The 17,112-nt window shown below is 64.5% G+C and carries 22 protein-coding genes; 21 read left to right on the top strand and 1 reads right to left on the bottom strand.

Annotated elements, in window-relative coordinates; genetic code table 11:
* Positions 1–72: 72 nt before the first annotated feature.
* The 14 genes from ROV93_RS17815 (at position 73) to ROV93_RS17750 (ending at position 10,662) form a co-directional block, all read left to right on the top strand.
* Positions 73–963: a baseplate J/gp47 family protein gene (locus ROV93_RS17815; protein ID WP_312540565.1), complete on the top strand. Its 891-nt coding sequence runs from the start codon at positions 73–75 to the stop codon at positions 961–963.
* Entirely contained in the window at positions 956–1,507 is a 552-nt protein-coding gene (locus ROV93_RS17810; RefSeq protein WP_312540563.1) for a phage tail protein I, read from the top strand. The genes ROV93_RS17815 and ROV93_RS17810 overlap by 8 nt, the downstream gene beginning before the upstream one ends.
* 4 nt (positions 1,508–1,511) lie before the next feature.
* The gene (locus tag ROV93_RS17805) at positions 1,512–2,726 is read left to right on the top strand and encodes a phage tail protein (protein ID WP_312540561.1); all 1,215 of its coding nucleotides are present in this window, start codon (positions 1,512–1,514) and stop codon (positions 2,724–2,726) included.
* An 8-nt stretch (positions 2,727–2,734) separates the two neighbouring features.
* The gene (locus ROV93_RS17800) at positions 2,735–3,016 is read left to right on the top strand and encodes a hypothetical protein (RefSeq protein ID WP_312540560.1); all 282 of its coding nucleotides are present in this window, start codon (positions 2,735–2,737) and stop codon (positions 3,014–3,016) included.
* A 70-nt stretch (positions 3,017–3,086) separates the two neighbouring features.
* Entirely contained in the window at positions 3,087–3,635 is a 549-nt protein-coding gene (locus ROV93_RS17795) for a phage baseplate assembly protein V (protein WP_312540559.1), read from the top strand.
* Positions 3,632–3,982 (top strand): GPW/gp25 family protein, encoded by a 351-nt coding sequence (locus ROV93_RS17790; RefSeq protein WP_024956190.1) that lies wholly within the window; start codon positions 3,632–3,634, stop codon positions 3,980–3,982. The genes ROV93_RS17795 and ROV93_RS17790 overlap by 4 nt, the downstream gene beginning before the upstream one ends.
* A 15-nt stretch (positions 3,983–3,997) precedes the next feature.
* Positions 3,998–5,167 carry a phage tail sheath protein gene (locus tag ROV93_RS17785; RefSeq protein WP_312540556.1) on the top strand — a complete coding sequence of 390 codons (1,170 nt, stop codon included), beginning with the start codon at positions 3,998–4,000 and terminating at the stop codon, positions 5,165–5,167.
* Between the two features lie 20 nt (positions 5,168–5,187).
* Positions 5,188–5,697 carry a phage major tail tube protein gene (locus ROV93_RS17780; RefSeq protein ID WP_024956192.1) on the top strand — a complete coding sequence of 170 codons (510 nt, stop codon included), beginning with the start codon at positions 5,188–5,190 and terminating at the stop codon, positions 5,695–5,697.
* A gap of 62 nt (positions 5,698–5,759) precedes the next feature.
* Positions 5,760–6,071 carry a phage tail assembly protein gene (locus tag ROV93_RS17775; RefSeq protein WP_312540550.1) on the top strand — a complete coding sequence of 104 codons (312 nt, stop codon included), beginning with the start codon at positions 5,760–5,762 and terminating at the stop codon, positions 6,069–6,071.
* Positions 6,072–6,079: 8 nt separating this feature from the next.
* Positions 6,080–6,196 (top strand): GpE family phage tail protein, encoded by a 117-nt coding sequence (locus ROV93_RS17770; protein WP_014648142.1) that lies wholly within the window; start codon positions 6,080–6,082, stop codon positions 6,194–6,196.
* Positions 6,197–6,208: 12 nt separating this feature from the next.
* The gene (locus ROV93_RS17765; RefSeq protein ID WP_172986112.1) at positions 6,209–6,346 is read left to right on the top strand and encodes a hypothetical protein; all 138 of its coding nucleotides are present in this window, start codon (positions 6,209–6,211) and stop codon (positions 6,344–6,346) included.
* Between the two features lie 22 nt (positions 6,347–6,368).
* On the top strand, positions 6,369–9,233 hold the full coding sequence (locus tag ROV93_RS17760) for a phage tail tape measure protein (RefSeq protein WP_312540544.1): 2,865 nt from the start codon (positions 6,369–6,371) through the stop codon (positions 9,231–9,233).
* 11 nt (positions 9,234–9,244) lie between these two features.
* On the top strand, positions 9,245–9,646 hold the full coding sequence (locus ROV93_RS17755) for a phage tail protein (protein WP_312540541.1): 402 nt from the start codon (positions 9,245–9,247) through the stop codon (positions 9,644–9,646).
* On the top strand, positions 9,643–10,662 hold the full coding sequence (locus tag ROV93_RS17750) for a phage late control D family protein (RefSeq protein WP_312540539.1): 1,020 nt from the start codon (positions 9,643–9,645) through the stop codon (positions 10,660–10,662). The genes ROV93_RS17755 and ROV93_RS17750 overlap by 4 nt, the downstream gene beginning before the upstream one ends.
* A 967-nt stretch (positions 10,663–11,629) precedes the next feature.
* Here ROV93_RS17750 and ROV93_RS17745 read toward each other — a convergent pair.
* Positions 11,630–12,058 (bottom strand): helix-turn-helix transcriptional regulator, encoded by a 429-nt coding sequence (locus ROV93_RS17745; protein ID WP_239508695.1) that lies wholly within the window; start codon positions 12,056–12,058, stop codon positions 11,630–11,632.
* 84 nt (positions 12,059–12,142) lie between these two features.
* Here ROV93_RS17745 and ROV93_RS17740 point away from each other — a divergent pair, with 84 nt between their 5' ends.
* From ROV93_RS17740 to ROV93_RS17710, 7 genes are all read left to right on the top strand, one after another.
* Entirely contained in the window at positions 12,143–12,472 is a 330-nt protein-coding gene (locus tag ROV93_RS17740) for a DNA-binding protein (RefSeq protein WP_312540532.1), read from the top strand.
* Entirely contained in the window at positions 12,469–12,813 is a 345-nt protein-coding gene (locus ROV93_RS17735; RefSeq protein WP_312540531.1) for an ogr/Delta-like zinc finger family protein, read from the top strand. The genes ROV93_RS17740 and ROV93_RS17735 overlap by 4 nt, the downstream gene beginning before the upstream one ends.
* A 66-nt stretch (positions 12,814–12,879) precedes the next feature.
* Positions 12,880–13,086 (top strand): hypothetical protein, encoded by a 207-nt coding sequence (locus ROV93_RS17730; RefSeq protein ID WP_312540529.1) that lies wholly within the window; start codon positions 12,880–12,882, stop codon positions 13,084–13,086.
* Positions 13,087–13,409: 323 nt separating this feature from the next.
* The gene (locus ROV93_RS17725) at positions 13,410–13,652 is read left to right on the top strand and encodes a hypothetical protein (RefSeq protein WP_312540527.1); all 243 of its coding nucleotides are present in this window, start codon (positions 13,410–13,412) and stop codon (positions 13,650–13,652) included.
* A complete protein-coding gene (locus ROV93_RS17720; RefSeq protein ID WP_312540525.1) occupies positions 13,652–13,960 on the top strand; it encodes a hypothetical protein in 309 nt (102 codons plus the stop codon). The genes ROV93_RS17725 and ROV93_RS17720 overlap by 1 nt, the downstream gene beginning before the upstream one ends.
* Positions 13,960–14,217: a hypothetical protein gene (locus ROV93_RS17715; protein ID WP_312540522.1), complete on the top strand. Its 258-nt coding sequence runs from the start codon at positions 13,960–13,962 to the stop codon at positions 14,215–14,217. Before ROV93_RS17720 ends, ROV93_RS17715 begins: the two co-directional genes overlap by 1 nt.
* A 201-nt stretch (positions 14,218–14,418) precedes the next feature.
* Complete coding sequence (locus ROV93_RS17710; RefSeq protein WP_312540520.1) at positions 14,419–17,112, top strand: toprim domain-containing protein; 2,694 nt, start codon at positions 14,419–14,421, stop codon at positions 17,110–17,112.

Here is a 17,112-nt window from a genome sequence, read left to right as displayed (position 1 = left end):
CTACACGGCCTGCGCGATGACCACGCGCGCGCGCGATGGGAAGCTGCAACCACGCTCCCAGCCGATGCCGCCGTGTCTACTTTTACTGCCGTTGACCTGTCCCGACTGCCGCTGCCTGCGGTGTTTGAACCGCTACAGTTCGAGCAGCTGCTCGCCCGGCGCGTGGCCGAGTTCAAGCGGTACATGCCCGACTACGACGCCTTGGTCGAATCCGATCCGGTCTACAAGGTACTGCAGGCCAGCGCCTACCGCGAACTGGTGCTGCGCGAGCAGTTCAACCAGCGTGCACGTGGCCTGTTCCTGGCCTATGCGATGGGCGCAAATCTGGACAACCTCGCTGCCCCGTTCGGTGTCACCCGCAAACAGCTGGCCCCTGCCGATCCCGAAGCCGGGACGCCGGCCGTGTTCGAGACAGATACCGAGTTTCGACGCCGCATCCAGCTGGCGCCCGAAGGGCTGTCGGTGGCCGGGCCAGAGGGTGCCTACATCTTCCACACGCTTTCTGCCGACACCGCCGTGCTCGATGCCAGCGCCACCAGCCCGGCGCCGGGGGAGGTCGTGGTAACCGTACTCGGACGGGAGGGCGACGGGACGCCTTCGGCCGCGCTGCTGGCCAGGGTCAATGACCGACTCCAGAGCGGCGAAGTCCGGCCGCTTACCGATCTTGTGACCGTCGCGCCGGCGCAGATCGTCCGCTACACCGTCGATGCGGACCTAACCACCTTTGACGGCCCGGATGCGGCCGTGGTGATCGCCGAGGCCAGACGACGGCTGGCTGCTTACATGAGCGAGGCGCACCGTCTCGGCCGCGATATCGCCGTATCGGCCATCTATGCCCAGCTGCACACAGAGGGCGTGCAACGCGTTCGCCTGCGCAGTCCCACGGCGGATCTGAGCATCAGCCGCACGCAGGCCGCGTATTGCGCCTCGGTCACGGTGAACCACGTGGGCACCGATGAGTAGCGCCAGCCTGCTACCGCCCAACGCAACGCCGTTGGAGCGCGCCTTGGAAGCGGCAGACGCCACGGTGCTGACCATGCCCATGCGGCACGGCCAAATCAAAGACCCGTGGACGTGCCCGGCCGAGTTCCTGCCGTGGCTGGCGTGGGAAATGTCGCTCGATACCTGGGACAGCGCCTGGCCTGAGCACATCAAGCGGCAGCGCATTGCCAGCGCCATCAATATCCAGCGTCACAAGGGCACCGCCGGCAGCGTACGTGAGGTGATCGAATCATTCGGCGGATCTGTGGTCATCCGTGAGTGGTGGCAGCAGGAGCCGCGCGGCGTGCCCCACACCTTCGAGCTGGTGCTGACCCTCTCTGGCCGTCCCGGCGCAGATCCATCGGCCAAGTACGTTGAGGACGTAATCGCCGAGGTCACCCGGACAAAGCCAGTGCGCTCCCATTTCACCTTTACCCAAGGCACCGAGTTCGCAGGAAAGCTCGGGCTGGTCGCGGCCCTTCAAGCCACCTCCTACCGACGTCTGCAGATGACCACTGAGGATTGATCCCATGCGATTGAAGTTCACCACCCGTGGCCGCGCTGCCCTGGTCAATGCCGCGCACACCGGCACCAAGGCCGTCACCGTGACGCAGATCGGCGTGACCGATCGATCGTTCACGCCAGACCCTGCAGGTGGCGACCTGGTACTGCCAGGCGAGCGCAAGCGGCTGACCACCTTCGGTGGCAAGGCCGTTGCCGATGACGTGGTTCACCTGACGGTGCGCGATGAATCGGACGATTCCTACCCCTTGCGCGGAATCGCCGTCTATCTGGAAGACGGCACCCTGCTGGCCCTGTACGGGGGCTCGGAGGTGATCCTCGAAAAGTCCTCGCAGGCCATGATGCTGCTGGCCCTCGACTGGCTCCTGGCCGACATGGACGCCAACCAGATCCAGTTCGGCAATACCGATTTCCTCAATCCCCCTGCGACAACCGAGGTGCAGGGCGTGGTCGAGCTGGCAACGGCGGAAGAGGCCATCACCGGCAAGGACAGCCAACGCGCAATAACCCCCAGCGCGCTACTGGCCACGCTGGACGGAAGGCTTGGGAAAGGCGCGCCATCAACGCTGGGCAAGGCGATGATGGGCCGAGGCGACGCCGCAGAGGTGCGTGCTGATCTCGGGCTCAGGGGCGCTGCACTCAAGGATGAGGGAAGTGGTAAGGGTCTTGATGCTGACAGCGTGGACGGCAAGCACGCCGACGACTTCGCATCCAAGAGCCATATGCACAAGCTGGCCGATATCACCGACCTCTCGCTGACCCAACTCGTTCCGCCAGGCATCGTCGGGCATTTCGCCATGGATACCCCCCCGGAAGGCTGGCTGCGTTGCAACGGCGCCGACGTGAGCCGCACCACCTATGCGGCCCTGTTCGCTGCCATCGGTACGCGGTTTGGAAGTGCCAACGGATCGACCTTCCGCCTTCCTGACCTTCGCGGAGAGTTCATCAGGGGGTGGGATGCTGGACGGGGCATCGATCCTTCACGTGCCTTCGGATCGACCCAATCGGACTCGATTCGGACCCACGAACATCCTCTGTATGCAGCAGCCGGTGGAGGCGACCGATGGCGCCTCAGCAAGGATCTTGCCGGCGCCGTCGGCGTTGTCTCCTCAGATGGCAGCACTGTTGACGACTACGGGCTCTACCTTGGCACTGCACGCGGGACCCTTGGCGACGAAACGCGTCCGCGTAACGTGGCGCTACTGGCCGCGATCAAGTATTAGGAGAGGCGATGAAGACCAAGACTGTGTGGCAGTGCGATCCGAACGGCTACCTTGTCGGCCCAACAGTGGCAGATGAAAGCCCTCTCGAATCCGGTACCTACCTTATCCCCGCAGGTGCGGTGGCTATGAAGCCTCCCCACCTGCTGACCAGCAAGCAAGAATGGCGATGGGATGGCAAGGCGTGGCAGGCCGTGGACGCTCGCCCGCCGGTTCCTGTGTTGACACCGGCAGAGCGCCTGGCCGCGTTCTTGAAAGCCAACCCTGATGTAAGCGCGCTGATTTCCGGCTGACACCGTGTAGGCGCGGGAGTTACGCAGCACGCTACGTGCGCGCGCGAACGCTGCCGGCGAGCATGGCCACATGGATAGCGGCCTGCCACAGAAAGTAAGCAACCTGATGCGCGACGGCGTGGTGACCGAGGTCGATCACGCCGCCGCGCTCTGCCGTGTGCGCAGCGGTGAACTGGAAACCGCGTTCATCCCATGGCTGACGCCCGCCGCAGGCAGGGTCCGGGTGTGGCTACCGCCGAGCCGCGGCGAGCAGGTCCAGCTGCTCTGCATCGACGGTGACCTGGCCAACGCGGTCGCCGTGCCCGGAATGTTCAGCAATGCGTTCCCAGCGCCGTCCAGCAACCCGGATCTGGTGCTGATCCAGTTTGCAGACGCCGCCACCGTGGCCTATGACAGCGCCGCCCACGCCCTCGCAGCCAACCTGCCCGCCGGCGGCACCGTCAGCATCGTGGCCAACGGCGGCGTGCATATCACCGGGCCGGTCACCATTGATGGCAACGTCTCCATCACCGGCAAGGCCGATGCCAGCGAGGATGTGATCGCCGGCGGCGTCAGCCTCAAGCAGCACAAGCACCGCGACGTGCAGCCCGGCGGCGGTACTTCGGGACCGCCGGCGTGATCGGCATGGATGCCATCAACGGTGGCAGCGCCGAGGGCACTGCACACCTGGTGCAGTCCATCCGCGATGTGCTGACCACCCCACTCGGTTCGCGCATCCAACGCCGTGAGTACGGTTCGCTGCTGCCGGAACTGATCGACCAGCCGTTCAACGATCACACCCGTCTGCAGCTGTTCGGTGCTACCGCCACCGCCCTGATGCGGTGGGAGCCACGGATACGGCTCACCCGCGTTGCGCTCGCCCAAGGCGATGCCCCCGGCGTCTTTGTGCTCGACCTGGACTACCAGCACGCGGGTAGCCGCCAACCACAGCGCGCCACCGTCCCACTTCGCTTCCAAACCCCATAACCGCAGGAGTTACTCATGGCTCAGGACTATCACCATGGCGTGCGCGTCATCGAACTCGATGGCGGCATCCGTCCCATCCGCACCGTCGCCACTGCCATCGTCGGCATCGTCTGCACCAGCCAGGATGCAGACGATGCAACCTTCCCCATCGACACCCCGGTACTGCTGACCGATGTGCGTGGCGCCATCGCCAAGGCGGGCACCAAGGGCACGCTCGCAGGTGTGCTGAGCGCCATTGCCGACCAGTCCAACCCGGTAACCGTGGTGGTGCGCGTGGATGAAGGCGAGGATGCTGCGACCACGACCAGCAATGTCATCGGCACCGTTGCAGGTGGTCGCTACACCGGCCTGCAGGCGCTGTTGGTGGCCGAGAGCAAGCTGGGCGTGAAGCCGCGCATCATCGCCGCACCGGGGTTGGACACCGAGGCGGTCACCACCAGCATCGCCTCGATCTGCAAGAAGCTGCGCGCCATCGCCTATGTCGGCGTGGGCGAGGCCAAGACCGTCTCGGAAATCCTGCTCTACCGCAAGAAGTTCGGCGACCGCGAACTGATGATGATGTGGCCCGACTTCCTGACCTGGGACACCACGGCCAAGAAGGAAGCCGTGAGCTACGCCACGGCCCGCGCCCTCGGCCTGCGCGCCCTGATCGATCAGCAGACCGGCTGGCACAAGACCCTGTCCAACGTGAAGGTGCAGGGCGTTACCGGCATCAGCGCCGACGTGACCTGGGATCTGCAAGACCCGCAGACCGACGCCGGGCTGCTCAATGCCGCTGCGGTGACCACCCTCATCAACAGCCAAGGGTATCGCTTCTGGGGTTCGCGCACCTGCAGTGATGATCCGCTGTTCGCCTTCGAGTCGGCCACGCGCACTGCGCAGATCCTGGCCGACACCATCGCCGAGGCGCAGATGATCTACATCGACAAGCCGCTTCACCCGTCGCTGGTGAAGGACATGATCGAGACGATCAACGCCAAGTTCCGCGAGTTGAAGAACGGCGGCTACGTGATCGATGCCAACGCCTGGTACGACGAAGCGGCCAACCTGCCTACGCAGCTCTCCAGCGGCCAGCTGGCCATCGACTACGACTACACCCCGGTACCGCCGCTGGAAAGCCTGAATCTTCGCCAGCGCATCACCGACCGCTACTTCGCCGACTTCGCCACCCGCATCAACACCTGATGCACTGAGGAACCACTCCCATGTCCCTGCCCAGCAAACTGAAAAACCTCAACCTGTTCAACGATGGCGCCAGCTATCTCGGCCAGGTTGTCGAGGTGAAGCTGCCCACCCTGACCCGCAAGATGGAAGAGTTCCGCGCCGGCGGCATGGTCGGCCCCATCGATATCGACCTCGGCCAGGAGAAGATCGAACTGGAATGGAAGTGCGGCGGCCTGATGCGCGACGTGCTGCGCCAGTATGGCGCCGTTCGCCACAACGCCGTGCAGCTGCGCTTCGCTGGTGCCTACCAGCGCGAAGACAGCGCCGAGGTCGATTCGGTGGAGATCGTCGTCCGTGGTCGCCACACCGAGATCGACGCCGGTACCGGCAAGGTCGGCGACGACACCGAGTTCAGCACCAAGACCTCGGCCAGCTACTACAAGCTGAGCATCAACGGCCGCACCGAGATCGAAATCGACATGGTCGGCATGGTGTTCATCGTCAACGGCGTGGACTTGCTCGCCGCCCAGCGCCGCGCCATCGGCGCCTGATCCCCCCAAGCGCCGAGCCGCTCCCAAGGCCCGGCCGCCCCCCTTCCTGAGAGAGACGCACCATGACCGCCAAGACCAACACCGCCATCGCCCCGAACACCATCGCGCTCGACTATCCCATCCAGCGCGGCGAGCAGACCATCGACACCATCACGCTGCGCAAGCCCAATGCCGGCGAGCTGCGCGGCATCAAGCTGGTGGATCTGCTGCAGATGGACGTGGGCGCGGTGGCCACGCTGCTGCCGCGCATCACCGAGCCGACCCTGACCGCTGCTGATGTGAACAAGCTGGACCCCGCCGACCTGGTCGCCATCGGCACCGCGACGGCAGGTTTTTTCTTGCCGAAGGCGCAGCAGGAATTCCTCGGTGTGTAGAGGATTACATGGCCGATATCGCGGTGATCTTTCCGTTCACGCTCACCGAATTATCGGCCCTTTCGCTGTTTGAACTGATCGAATGGCGCGAGCGCGCCCGTGTAAGAAGTGGAGCCGAGCCGTGATACCGTCCACCCATGGTCACCGTGATCGCCATCGTTGTTGCGCTGCTCCTGCTCGGGTTCGTCCTGGCGCTGCTGGTGTGGGCGTTGAGCGCGCTCTGCCGCCTGCTGGCCGCGTTCGCTCCCGATCCGTCCGATACCACGCCGCCGTAGGTGGCGCGCCGGTTGTCGTCGCATGAGCGGCGGCAACCTTCGCCTGCAGGTAGTCCTGCAGGCACTCGATCAGGCCACAGCGCCATTCCGCAAGGTCATGGCCGGCAGCAAGGGGCTGGCCGGCGCCCTGCAGGAGCAGCAGGCCACGCTGCGCCGGCTCAATAGCGCCCAGCGCGATGTGAGCGCGTACCGCCAGCAGCAACAGGCTATGCGGTCGACCCAGCAGCGCTATCAAGAGGCCCAGGTCCGCGTCGCCGCCCTGGCCCGGCAGATGGCCGCCGCTGGCACACCGACCCGCAAACTCAGCCGTGAGTTCGCTCAGGCCAAGACCGCCGCCGCCCAGCTGAAGAACCAGCATCAGCAGCAGGCCGTCGAGCTGCAGCGTCTGCGCTCCGGTCTGGACCGCGCAGGCATCAGCACGCGCCAGCTCGGCGCCCATGAGCGCAAGCTACGCACCGATATCGCTGCCGCCTCGCAGCAGATGGAACAACAGCGCACTCGCCTGGCCGCACTCGACGCGGCCAAGGCGCGTAGCCAGAAGATCCACAGCGCCGGCATGAGCGCAGCAGCCCACGGCGCTGGCGTCGCACTGGCCGCATTCGGTGCGCTGCGCGCCCAGGGTCTGCCCATCGCTCAGGCCATGGAGTTCGAGTCCGCCATGGCCGACGTCAAGAAGGTGGTCGACTTCGACACACCCGACGGCTTCGAGAAGATGGGCAACGATATTCAGGAACTGTCCCGGCGCCTGCCAATGGTGCCCACCGACATTGCCAAGATCGTCGCTGCTGCCGGTCAGGCCGGCATCGCCAGTAACGAGCTGACCCGCTTCGCTGAGGACGCCGCGAAGATGGGTGTGGCCTTCGACACCACCGCCGAAGACGCCGGCCAGACGATGGCCACCTGGCGCACCGCCTTCCGCATGGGCCAGGATGACGTTGTCGTGCTGGCCGACAAGATCAACTACCTGGGCAACACCGGCCCGGCCAGTGTCCAGAAGATCAGCGAGGTGGTGAACCGTATCGGTGCGCTCGGTGAGGTCGCCGGCCTCGGTAGCGGCCCGCTGGCGGCGCTGGGCGCCACGGTGGCCGGTATGGGCATCGAGTCGGAAGTGTCTGCCACCGGCATCAAGAACATGCTGCTCACTCTGTCCTCGGGCGAGGCGGCAACAGCCCGTCAGGTGGGATCGTTCGACAAGCTCGGCCTCAAGGCGGGTGACCTGGCCAAGGCGATGCAGGACGACGCCGGCGGCGCCATCCTCGACGTCCTGGAAAAGCTCAAGCAGCTGCCCAAAGCCGAGCAGGCCGCGACCATGACGCAGCTGTTCGGACGTGAGTCCATTGGCGCCATCGCCCCGCTGCTCACCAACCTGGACCTGCTGAAAGAGAACTTCGGCAAAGTGGCCGATGAGCAGAAGTACGGCGGCTCAATGAACGCTGAGTACGCCGCCCGCGTCGGCACCGCCGAGAACGGCCTGATCCTGCTCAAGAACAGCGCCATCGTGCTGTCACAGCGGATCGGCAAGACCCTGCTGCCCACGGTGAAGGAACTGGCCGCGCGCGTGGCCAAGGTCGCCGACCGCATGGCCGAGTGGGTCAAGAACAATCCGCAGTTGGTCGCCACCATCGCCAAGCTGGTCATCGGCGGCACCGCCTTGGCCGTGGCGCTGGGTGGCCTGCTGGTCGCCGGGGGCGTGGGAGCGATGGCGCTGACGCAGATCCACAAGGCCGTGACGCTGCTCAGCGGTGGCGGTGGCCTGGGCAAGCTGGTGGGCCAGGTGCTCTCACTCGGTGGCCGCGCTTTCCCGATGCTATTCAACGTCGGCCGCATGCTGCTGCCGCTGCTGGGCGGCATCAGCCTTCCGGTGCTGGCCATCGGCGCTGCCATCGGCGTGGTGGCTGCGCTGGTTTGGAAATACTGGGAGCCGATCAAGGCATTCATGATCGGCACGTGGCAGGGCATCCTCGACGTGGTCAATCCGATCATGGATGAACTGGCCAAGGCGCTCGAACCGCTCGGCCCGGTGTGGGACATGGTGTCCGGCGCCATGAGCAAGGCATGGGATTGGGTCAAGAAACTGTTCGCCCCGTTCGAGGCCACCAGCGAGCAGCTGCAGGGCGCCACTGATGCCGGCCGGGGCTTCGGCCACATCCTGGGCAACGTGTTGACTGTAAACCTGCGCATGGCGGTGAAGGCCATCGGTTGGCTGGTCAGTGTGTTCACCACGATTCTCCCCGCGATCCAGAACGCCATAGGCGGCGCATGGACCTACCTGCAGGGCGCATGGAATCTGATCGTGGGCCTGTTCACCGGCAATGGCGAGAAGATCCGCTCGGGCCTGAGTGCGATGTGGGCAGGTGTGAACCAGATCCTGCTCGGCTGGCCGGCGCAGATGATGCAGGCCGGCATCGACATGGTGCAGGGCCTGGTCAACGGCATCGTGTCCAAGGGTGGTGCTGCCATGGAGGCCGTCGCCGGCATCGCCTCGGGAGTGGTGGGCAAGTTCAAGGGCATGCTCGGTATCCACAGTCCGTCGCGCGTATTCGCACAGTTCGGCGACTTCACCATGCAAGGTCTGGCCGGTGGCCTCGACCGCAGCCAAGGCGAGCCGCTGCAGCAGGTAGCCAGCCTGGGCGACCGCATGAAACAGGCCGGCGCAGGCATCGCGCTGGGCGCGGCTGCAATGCCCGTTATGGCCGGCGGCGCGCCGGTGATCGCCCCAAGCGCTGCAGCGGCCGCAGCGGGCGGCTCAGGCGCTTCCAGCTACACCATCAACATCACCGCGCCGTCAGGCACCGATGGCCAGGGCATTGCGGCCCTGGTGCGCGCCGAGATCGAGAAGATCGAGCGCGACAAGGCGGGCCGGCGCTCCTCCCGTCTGACTGACTGAGATCCATCGCCATGATGATGACCTACGGCACCTTTGTGTTTTCCCTGCCTACAGCTGCCTACGATCAGCTGCAACGGCAAATGAGCTGGCGGCATGCCAGCAGCGAACGACTGCACGCGCGCCCTGCACGCCAGTATGTCGGCCTGGGCGAGGACACCATCAACCTGCAAGGCGTGATCGCGGGCGAATTGGCATCGAATCTGCACGTGCTGGATGATCTGCGCGCCCTGGCCGACGAAGGCAAACCGCAAGCGCTGGTTGAGGGCACGGGGCTGGTCTACGGCGCCTATGTACTGGTTGGCCTCAACGAGACACGCAAGGAGCTGTTCGCCGATGGCACGCCGCGCCTGATCGAGTTTCAGATGCAGCTCGAACGCGACGATGACGGCGCCGCCGCCGAGGTACCGGCATGAGGGCCCTTCCGTATCCCGTTCCGGCTTGGCGCGTGGTGCTCGATGGCGTGGACCTAACCAGCCGCCTTGCCCCGCGCCTGCTCGACCTGTCGCTGTCGGAGAGCCGTGGCGACGAAGCGGACCAGATCGACCTGCGCCTGCATGACCACGACGGACGCCTGGCGCTGCCGCGTCGCGGTGTGGAGCTGCAGGTGGCCATCGGCTGGGAGGGCGGCGGCCTGTTCGATAAGGGAACGTTCGTGGTCGATGACGTGGAGCACAGCGGGGCACCCGATATTCTGAGCATCCGTGCGCGTTCGGCGAACCTGACCGGTGCGGTGCGCAGCCGCCGCGAACGCAGCTGGCACGAAAGCACCCTGGGCGACATTCTCGGGGCGATTGCCGGCGAGCATTCCCTGCGGCTGGCGGTGGCCGCGGATCTGGCGCGCCAGCCCATTCCCCACCTCGACCAGGCCAACGAGAGCGACATCAACCTACTCACCCGGCTGGGCAAGCGCTTCGACGCGGTGGCCACGATCAAGGCCGGCACATTGATCTTCTCGCCCATCGGCGCCGGCACCACGGCAAGCGGCGAGCCGCTGCCAGGCGTTCAGATCACCCGCGCCAGTGGTGACCAGCACCGCTACAGCGTAGCCGACCGGGAGAAGTACTCCGGTGTGCGCGCGTACTGGGGCGACCGCAAGGGCGCCCGCCGCACAGGCGTGCTGGTGGGCACCTCGGAGAATGAGAAGAAGCTGCAGGCCACCTACGCCAACGCCGACGAAGCGCGTCAGCAGGCGGAGGCTGAGTTCAAACGGCTGGATCGCGGTACGGCCCAGCTGAGCTACACGCTCGCGCTGGGCCGCGCCGATATCTACCCTGAGCAGACGGTCACCGTCAGCGGCTTCAAGCCGGAGATTGATGGCACCGACTGGCTGGTGTCGAAGGTGACCCACAGCATTGAAGGCAGCAGCGGGTTCACAACCAGCCTCGAACTTGAGCGAGGCAGCTCGCCTACTCAGACGCCCATAGCATGAGCTGCCGGAATTGTCGGTACCGGACCGCTCTGTAGGCCTTGGAATGGTAGTCCTTCCACAGCGAATCCTGCACTTTCGCAACGATCCGCCCATCCGCGCTATTTCTCATCACTTCAAGCACGGCCGCATCCGGCAGTATGCACTTGTAGGATGCGTGGGGCTCCACAAAAACGGGACAGCCGGTATCCACGTCGCGGCTGCTAGGGAACCAAATTTGCCAGCTTGGATAGGGATAGCGCCGTCTGTACCGCAGTACATCAATTAGCCGGCGCCATGCGGGCACACGTGCTGGTCGGTACAGCAAGGTGATCGTCTCGATACGTACCCTGAGTGATGACACATTGCGCGCGTAGATATACATGCAGGGTCGGTCGTTCTCGAAACCCGCAACTAGGTTCACTTTCAATCGTGGCCGTGCCCTTACTACCGTCATGGCAAAGGTCAACGTCGACAGTACGGCACCCCATACGGCTAGCAAGTCAGTCAATTTCAGGCCTGACCAGTTCACTTCGCTCCCCTCGAATGTCGGTTGTGAGTAACCCTCGCAAGCAGGCGCAGCGCGTGTGACCTGAAGTAGCGCGTGAGAACACCCGCTACCAGGAACATCAGTGCATGTGCCACTGAAGAGCCGAGTGCGCCATCCATGCCGTCAGGTGCATAGACTGCCTGCCAGATTGCTAGCGCGATCAATGCGGTGGACAGCGGGCAACCGGTCTCTCTGGTTTCTCTCACGGATTCCTGTCGCGCCGTAGCTTGCTGCACCGCGTATGGACACTGCATCCGCACGTCACCCGTGAACAACTGGCCAATCGCGGCCCCCTCGAACACGGTAGTACCGCTGCACACACACACCGCCTCACCACGCTCTGCCACACCGCTGCACGCCATAGTCCCTCACTTCGGATTCCGCGCCGTACCGGCGCCCTTACGCGCGAGTTAGCGGCCTGAATGCGATGCGAGGTAAGCCTCAGCGTGCGGTCTTCTTCGATCCTTTCGGCGCCTTGACAACGATCTTTTGACCGCGCAGATCCACATCGCCGCTGATTTGCTGACCGATGCTGGTGTTCTCGAAGGAGGTACGTGGTGCGGCCGCTGCTGCGGGAGTTACGCCGCACAGTGCCGCCATCACGGCCGCGCGTGCCGAAGCCGACGCATTGCGCCAGGCATTGAGCAGGTCCGTGTCAGATTCGGACAAGCGCTCGCGCGTGCCGGTCAGCAGATACACCACATCGACGCCGAGTTCATAGGCGGCAGTGAGGTAAGCCGCACTCGCACCCACGCTGTCCATCTCATAGAAGATCTGTGTGCGCTTGGTCACTCCACACGCGACACCCATGGCCTCCTGGGTAAGGCCCAGACGCTTCCTTTCTTCCTTCAGCCTAAGACCCACACTCACGCTCAAACCTCCTTGACAGGTGAAACATGCTTCACTGAAGATAGTGAAAGATCTTTCACTGCTCGCTTAACACGGGGAATCGGAATGACCGCCATACGACGCACGACGCCCAAACTGCGTACGCCGGAGGAAGCTCGCCAGCACCTGCGCGACATGGGCATCACCGTGGTCGCATTTGCTCGGCAGAACAACCTCGACCGTCACGCGGTCAACGATGCGCTGCGCGGCGTTGGCAAAGGCAATTTCGGTAAATCGCATGAAGCGGCCATCGCGCTTGGCATCAAGCGCGACCCCAATTCTTGCACAGTTCCCGCCAATTCCCGTCAGTCGCCCACGCTGCGTGGCAAGAGTGGTAAAGCCACGACCAAGAACGCCGTCGCCAAGAAGGCGTCCAAGGCTCGAGGCAAGGCATGAGTGCCGCCGTTGGCCAGCGCGCAGTGTTCTGCTGTCCAGCCTGCAATTCGCGGCTGGTGAAGCGCACCAGCGCACTGCAGCACCAGTTCCTGCGCACCGATGCCTATGTGTGCCCGAACCCCATGTGTGGGGCGACATACACCGGCAATTCGGAGCTGACCAGCGTTGCCAGCCCGAGCGGCCTCCCCACTGCGCCTGCCTGCGAACTTCCACCGACGCCCGGTTATCAGCGCGTTTTGCTGCAGAACCGCTGGAAGCAAGACCAAGGCGAGGTGCAGCTCGACTGGATCGACGCGATAGACGAAATGCCCCACGGCGAGGGCGACCTGCCCGCCGTCTGATTCACCTTTCCCCTTCCACAACGAACTGACCTGGCGGCTGCGGCCGCCGGCTAGGGAGTGCTGTGCATGATGCGACACAAAACCCAGCGTGACGGATGGTCTACCGCCACTGCACCGAACTTCGTCAGCAGCCCCAGCGGCGTTGAATATGTTCCGTACAGCGAGAAGGCCCGAAAGGCCGCCGAGCTGCGCGCCCTGGTCGAAGCCCACATCGCCGCCGGTGGCGACTACCAGCAGCTGCCGTCCAGTGCCGCCGAACAGGTGTCCGTATGAACCCGTCCGCTGCTGAATCACGTTTCCACACTTTCCGCCATTTCCCCTTGACTTCGCCGGACAGGGAGAGCATTGTCTGCCGCAAGGAGCGTCGAAACTCCGAGGATACAGCGGCAACCGCGCCCGTCAGCATCGCGGTTTTTTTGCGCCTGCAAAGCTGGTGCACCGACGTTTTCTACGTCGGGAGGGCGGCAGTCATACAACACCCGCAAGGGGAAAGCTGCCCGCCGGTCTGTATCCCGGTTTCGAACCTCCCGACACCCTCGGTGCGACGCGTCGAAACGTCTCGCCGAGGCCATACCTCGGATACAGGAGACGTCTCCATGCCTCATGGCGCCCCTTCCACGCCCGGCAATCCTTCCGCGCGTCAAATCTCGCTCGCCTTCGGCCTGATCGCCGACACCCTCGAATGGCCCAACGATGCCTACCAGGCGTTCATTGCGCGCCTGATCGCCGTCGGCGTGTGCCCGCTCGCCATCACCCTGGGCGACATTCTCGCCGCCTACACCGCTACCCGTGACGCCAACGGCGGCGCGCCTGGCACCGACGACAAGGCGGTGCACTGATGGCGGGTGCCTCCAACGTGGTGATCCCTGATGCCGCCATGCGTCCGGTGATCGTGCTGGAAACTCAGGTGCCTGGCTTTGGCCTGCGCGCGTCCTTCGACCAACGCGGCGTGCTGTATCTGGCGTTGATACACGTCGAATCGGACGCGGCCGCTACCGTCTCCGCGCACAAGTCCAAGGATGTGCAGCGCGCCGCTACCGAAGGCATCCAGACCGGAACTGTGGTCTACCTGCTCGCCAGGGGCGAGGCCGACCGCTTCTTCCAGTGGCTGCGCACCGGCGACAGCTATCCGGGCGGGGTGAACTGATGGGAAGCCACAACGGCCACCTGCCGCCGCACCGCAATCCGCCGCCGCCTCATGCCGACCCGCACAGGCACCTGATCAGCGCCGATGATCTGACGCGCCTCTGGCGAATCTCTTACGCCGTCGAGCTGATCGCTGTCCTGCCTGCAGAGGCGGCAAAGGTGCTGGGCATCACAGCCGACCACACCTCAGCCGTGGCCGAGTACATCACCGATGACCTGCGCGGAATCCTTGCCCGCTCCAAGCCTGCAGACGAATAGCCCACCACCGCCCATGGCGGCGCACCACCGCCGCCGTGGGTAGCCAGGAGAGAGCCATGCACGCCCTCGGGCCGCCAGCCAGTACGACGTAGACCGACCACACCCGCATCCCCGGCGGCGCACCACCGCCGCCGGGGATGCCAGGAGAGAACCATGCACCACCACCACGCCGCATCTGCGGCTCGCCAAGGCTGAACCGGCATGCAGGAAGAAATCCGCCAGCAGGTACTGTCGCGCGTCGAGCGCGACTACGGCCTGAAACACCGCGCCGGTACGCCGTACATGCGCGGGGGCAAGTGCCCCCACTGCGGCAAGAAGGAGCTGTACACCAGCCACCTCACGCCATGGGTGCTGCGCTGCGGCCGTCAGGCCAAGTGCGGCCAAGAGGTGCGCGTACGCGACCTCTACGACGATCTGTTCGACGACTATTCCAAGTCCAACCCGCAGACGAAGGACGCGCCGCACGCGGCCGCTGATGCGTACCTGGCCACGGGCCGCGGCTTCAATGTCAAGGCGCTGAAAGGCCTGTATACGCAAGAGTCCTACTACGACCGCGCCAAGCGCGAAGGCACCGCTACGGTTCGCTTCCCACTGGTGAAGGGTGGTTGGTGGGAACGCCTGATCGATCGCCCCCACCGCTTCGGAAAGATGAAGGCGCGATTTGCTCCCGGCGAGAGCTATGCCGGGGTGTGGTGGAGCGCGGGCGCGAAGGATCAACTGCGTACCGCGCGCCAGGTGTGGATTGTGGAGGGCATCTTCGACGCCATCGCGCTACTGCAGCGCGGTGTCTGTGCCGTCGCGGCCATGTCCAGCAATGCCTACCCCGAGCTTTCGCTCAAGGAACTGCGCGACGCCCGCCCCAACGACCTGCCGACGCTGGTGTGGGGTCTGGACAACGAACCGAGCGCCCGCGCCTACACCGTCAAGCACGTGCGCCGGGCCGAGAAGCTGGGCTTTACCTGCAAAGCAGCACAGATCGAACAGCAGGGCGAAAAGAAGACCGATTGGAATGACCTGCACTTGCGCGCCCAAGCTGCGGAGGACGGCGATGCTGTCTGGCAGGCGGACGTGGACCTGGCTCTGCACAACGGCGCGCTGCTGCTGGCCAAGACTGCCATGGAGAAGGGCCTGATCATCTACGGGCGCGAGCAGCGCACGCAGTTTCACCTGGACCACCGCAACCGGCTCTACTGGTTTGAATTCGACCCGGTGCGGTTCGACAAGCTGTGCCGCGAGCAGGCCACCCGCAAGGAAGACATCGAGGAAGACCTGGACGAAGAACAGGTGGAGAAGATCCGCCGCGCCTGCTGCAACGTGCGCGAGATCGCCAACTGCTTCCCCAAGGCGCTGTACTACCAGCGCAACGAAGTCACCGACGATGCCTGGTACTACTTCCGCGTGGAGTTCCCGCACGATGGGGCCGCTGCCACCGGCACGTTCACGTCGTCGCAGGCGCTCAACGCACCGTCCTTCCGCGACCGCCTCGGCCACATTGCGCGTGGTGCCATCTTCGACGGCACCGCTGGCCAGCTGCTGCAGATCATGAAAATCCAGCTGGACAACATCAAAGAAGTCCATACGGTCGACTTCGTGGGCTACACCCCCGACCACCAGGCATACATCTTTGGCGACCTGGCCGTGCGCCACGGCGAGATTGCCCAAGCCAATGCTGAGGACTACTTCGACTTCAAGAAGCTGCGCATCAAGACGACCCAGCGCTCCATCCGCATGGACATCCAGCGCGACCACGACAGCTATCGCACCGATTGGTTGCAGTGGTTGTGGACCTGCTTTGGCACCAACGGCATGGTCGCCTTGGTGTTCTGGTTCGGTTCGCTGTTCGCCAACCAGATCCGCACCACGCACAAGTCCTTCCCGTTCTTGGAGGCCACCGGTGAGGCCGGTGCCGGCAAGACCACGCTGCTGACCTTCCTGTGGAAGCTGCTGGCCCGCAGCGACTACGAGGGCTTCGACCCGGCCAAGTCATCCAAGGCCGGCCGCGCCCGCGCTATGGGCCAGACCTCGGGGATGCCAGTGGTGCTGCTGGAAGCCGACCGCGACACGCCGGACAAAGCGCATGCCAGGTCGTTTGAGTGGGATGAATTGAAGGACTACTACGGCGGCGGCACCCTGGCCACCCGTGGTGTCCGCAACGGCGGCAACGAGACCTATGAGCCACCCTTCCGGGGAACCATCGTGATCAGCCAGAACGCGGCAGTCGATGCCAGCGAGGCGATCATGACCCGTATCGTCAAGCTGCATTTCCGCAAGCCGCACGCCACCACCGAGAGCCGCCAGGCGGCCGATAATCTCAACGCGCTGCAGGTCGAGGATCTGAGCTACTTCCTCATCAAGGCCGTGCGCGCCGAGGCCAAGGTGCTGAAAAAGTTCGGCGAGCGCGTGCGCTTCTACGAAGCGAAGCTGCGCGAGAACAAGGATCTGCGCATGGAGCGCCTCATCAAGAACCACTCGCAGATGCTGGCGCTGCTTGATGGGCTGCGCCTGGTGGTCGACATTCCAAAGGAGATGGTCGAAGAAACCCGCCAGAAGCTGGTGGAAATGGCCTTGGAACGTCAGTCGGCGATCAGCGCTGACCATCCCCTGGTCAACGAGTTCTGGGAAACCTACGAGTACCTGGAAAGCACCGGCAACGGAGAGCGGCCGGTGGTCAACCACTCGCGCGACTCTCAACGCATCGCTATCAACCTAAACGACTTCCTGGCCAAGGCTGCGCACCACAGCCAGCCCGTGCCGGACCTCAAGTTGCTGCGCACGTACTTGCGTGACTCGCGGCGCCACAAGCTGCTGGACCCCAATCTGACCGTCAACAGCAGCATCAAAACCAACATGAGCGGAGCCGGCGTAGCCGTTCGCTGTTGGGTGTTCCAGAAGTAA

Origin of the sequence: Stenotrophomonas maltophilia group sp. msm4 (genome assembly GCF_032025605.1) — a bacterium.
GTDB lineage: Bacteria > Pseudomonadota > Gammaproteobacteria > Xanthomonadales > Xanthomonadaceae > Stenotrophomonas > Stenotrophomonas sepilia.
This window is presented reverse-complemented; position numbering and strand designations above follow the sequence as displayed.

Bases quoted from the DNA above. Each gene is read 5' to 3' on its own strand.
- ROV93_RS17810 (WP_312540563.1), top strand. From the start codon at position 956: ATGAGTAGCGCCAGCCTGCTACCGCCCAACGCAACGCCGTTGGAGCGC.
- ROV93_RS17805 (WP_312540561.1), top strand. From the start codon at position 1,512: ATGCGATTGAAGTTCACCACCCGTGGCCGCGCTGCCCTGGTCAATGCC.
- ROV93_RS17800 (WP_312540560.1), top strand. From the start codon at position 2,735: ATGAAGACCAAGACTGTGTGGCAGTGCGATCCGAACGGCTACCTTGTC.
- ROV93_RS17795 (WP_312540559.1), top strand. From the start codon at position 3,087: ATGGATAGCGGCCTGCCACAGAAAGTAAGCAACCTGATGCGCGACGGC.
- ROV93_RS17785 (WP_312540556.1), top strand. From the start codon at position 3,998: ATGGCTCAGGACTATCACCATGGCGTGCGCGTCATCGAACTCGATGGC.
- ROV93_RS17780 (WP_024956192.1), top strand. From the start codon at position 5,188: ATGTCCCTGCCCAGCAAACTGAAAAACCTCAACCTGTTCAACGATGGC.
- ROV93_RS17775 (WP_312540550.1), top strand. From the start codon at position 5,760: ATGACCGCCAAGACCAACACCGCCATCGCCCCGAACACCATCGCGCTC.
- ROV93_RS17770 (WP_014648142.1), top strand. From the start codon at position 6,080: ATGGCCGATATCGCGGTGATCTTTCCGTTCACGCTCACCGAATTATCG.
- ROV93_RS17765 (WP_172986112.1), top strand. From the start codon at position 6,209: ATGGTCACCGTGATCGCCATCGTTGTTGCGCTGCTCCTGCTCGGGTTC.
- ROV93_RS17760 (WP_312540544.1), top strand. From the start codon at position 6,369: ATGAGCGGCGGCAACCTTCGCCTGCAGGTAGTCCTGCAGGCACTCGAT.
- ROV93_RS17755 (WP_312540541.1), top strand. From the start codon at position 9,245: ATGATGATGACCTACGGCACCTTTGTGTTTTCCCTGCCTACAGCTGCC.
- ROV93_RS17750 (WP_312540539.1), top strand. From the start codon at position 9,643: ATGAGGGCCCTTCCGTATCCCGTTCCGGCTTGGCGCGTGGTGCTCGAT.
- ROV93_RS17740 (WP_312540532.1), top strand. From the start codon at position 12,143: ATGACCGCCATACGACGCACGACGCCCAAACTGCGTACGCCGGAGGAA.
- ROV93_RS17735 (WP_312540531.1), top strand. From the start codon at position 12,469: ATGAGTGCCGCCGTTGGCCAGCGCGCAGTGTTCTGCTGTCCAGCCTGC.
- ROV93_RS17730 (WP_312540529.1), top strand. From the start codon at position 12,880: ATGATGCGACACAAAACCCAGCGTGACGGATGGTCTACCGCCACTGCA.
- ROV93_RS17725 (WP_312540527.1), top strand. From the start codon at position 13,410: ATGCCTCATGGCGCCCCTTCCACGCCCGGCAATCCTTCCGCGCGTCAA.
- ROV93_RS17720 (WP_312540525.1), top strand. From the start codon at position 13,652: ATGGCGGGTGCCTCCAACGTGGTGATCCCTGATGCCGCCATGCGTCCG.
- ROV93_RS17715 (WP_312540522.1), top strand. From the start codon at position 13,960: ATGGGAAGCCACAACGGCCACCTGCCGCCGCACCGCAATCCGCCGCCG.
- ROV93_RS17710 (WP_312540520.1), top strand. From the start codon at position 14,419: ATGCAGGAAGAAATCCGCCAGCAGGTACTGTCGCGCGTCGAGCGCGAC.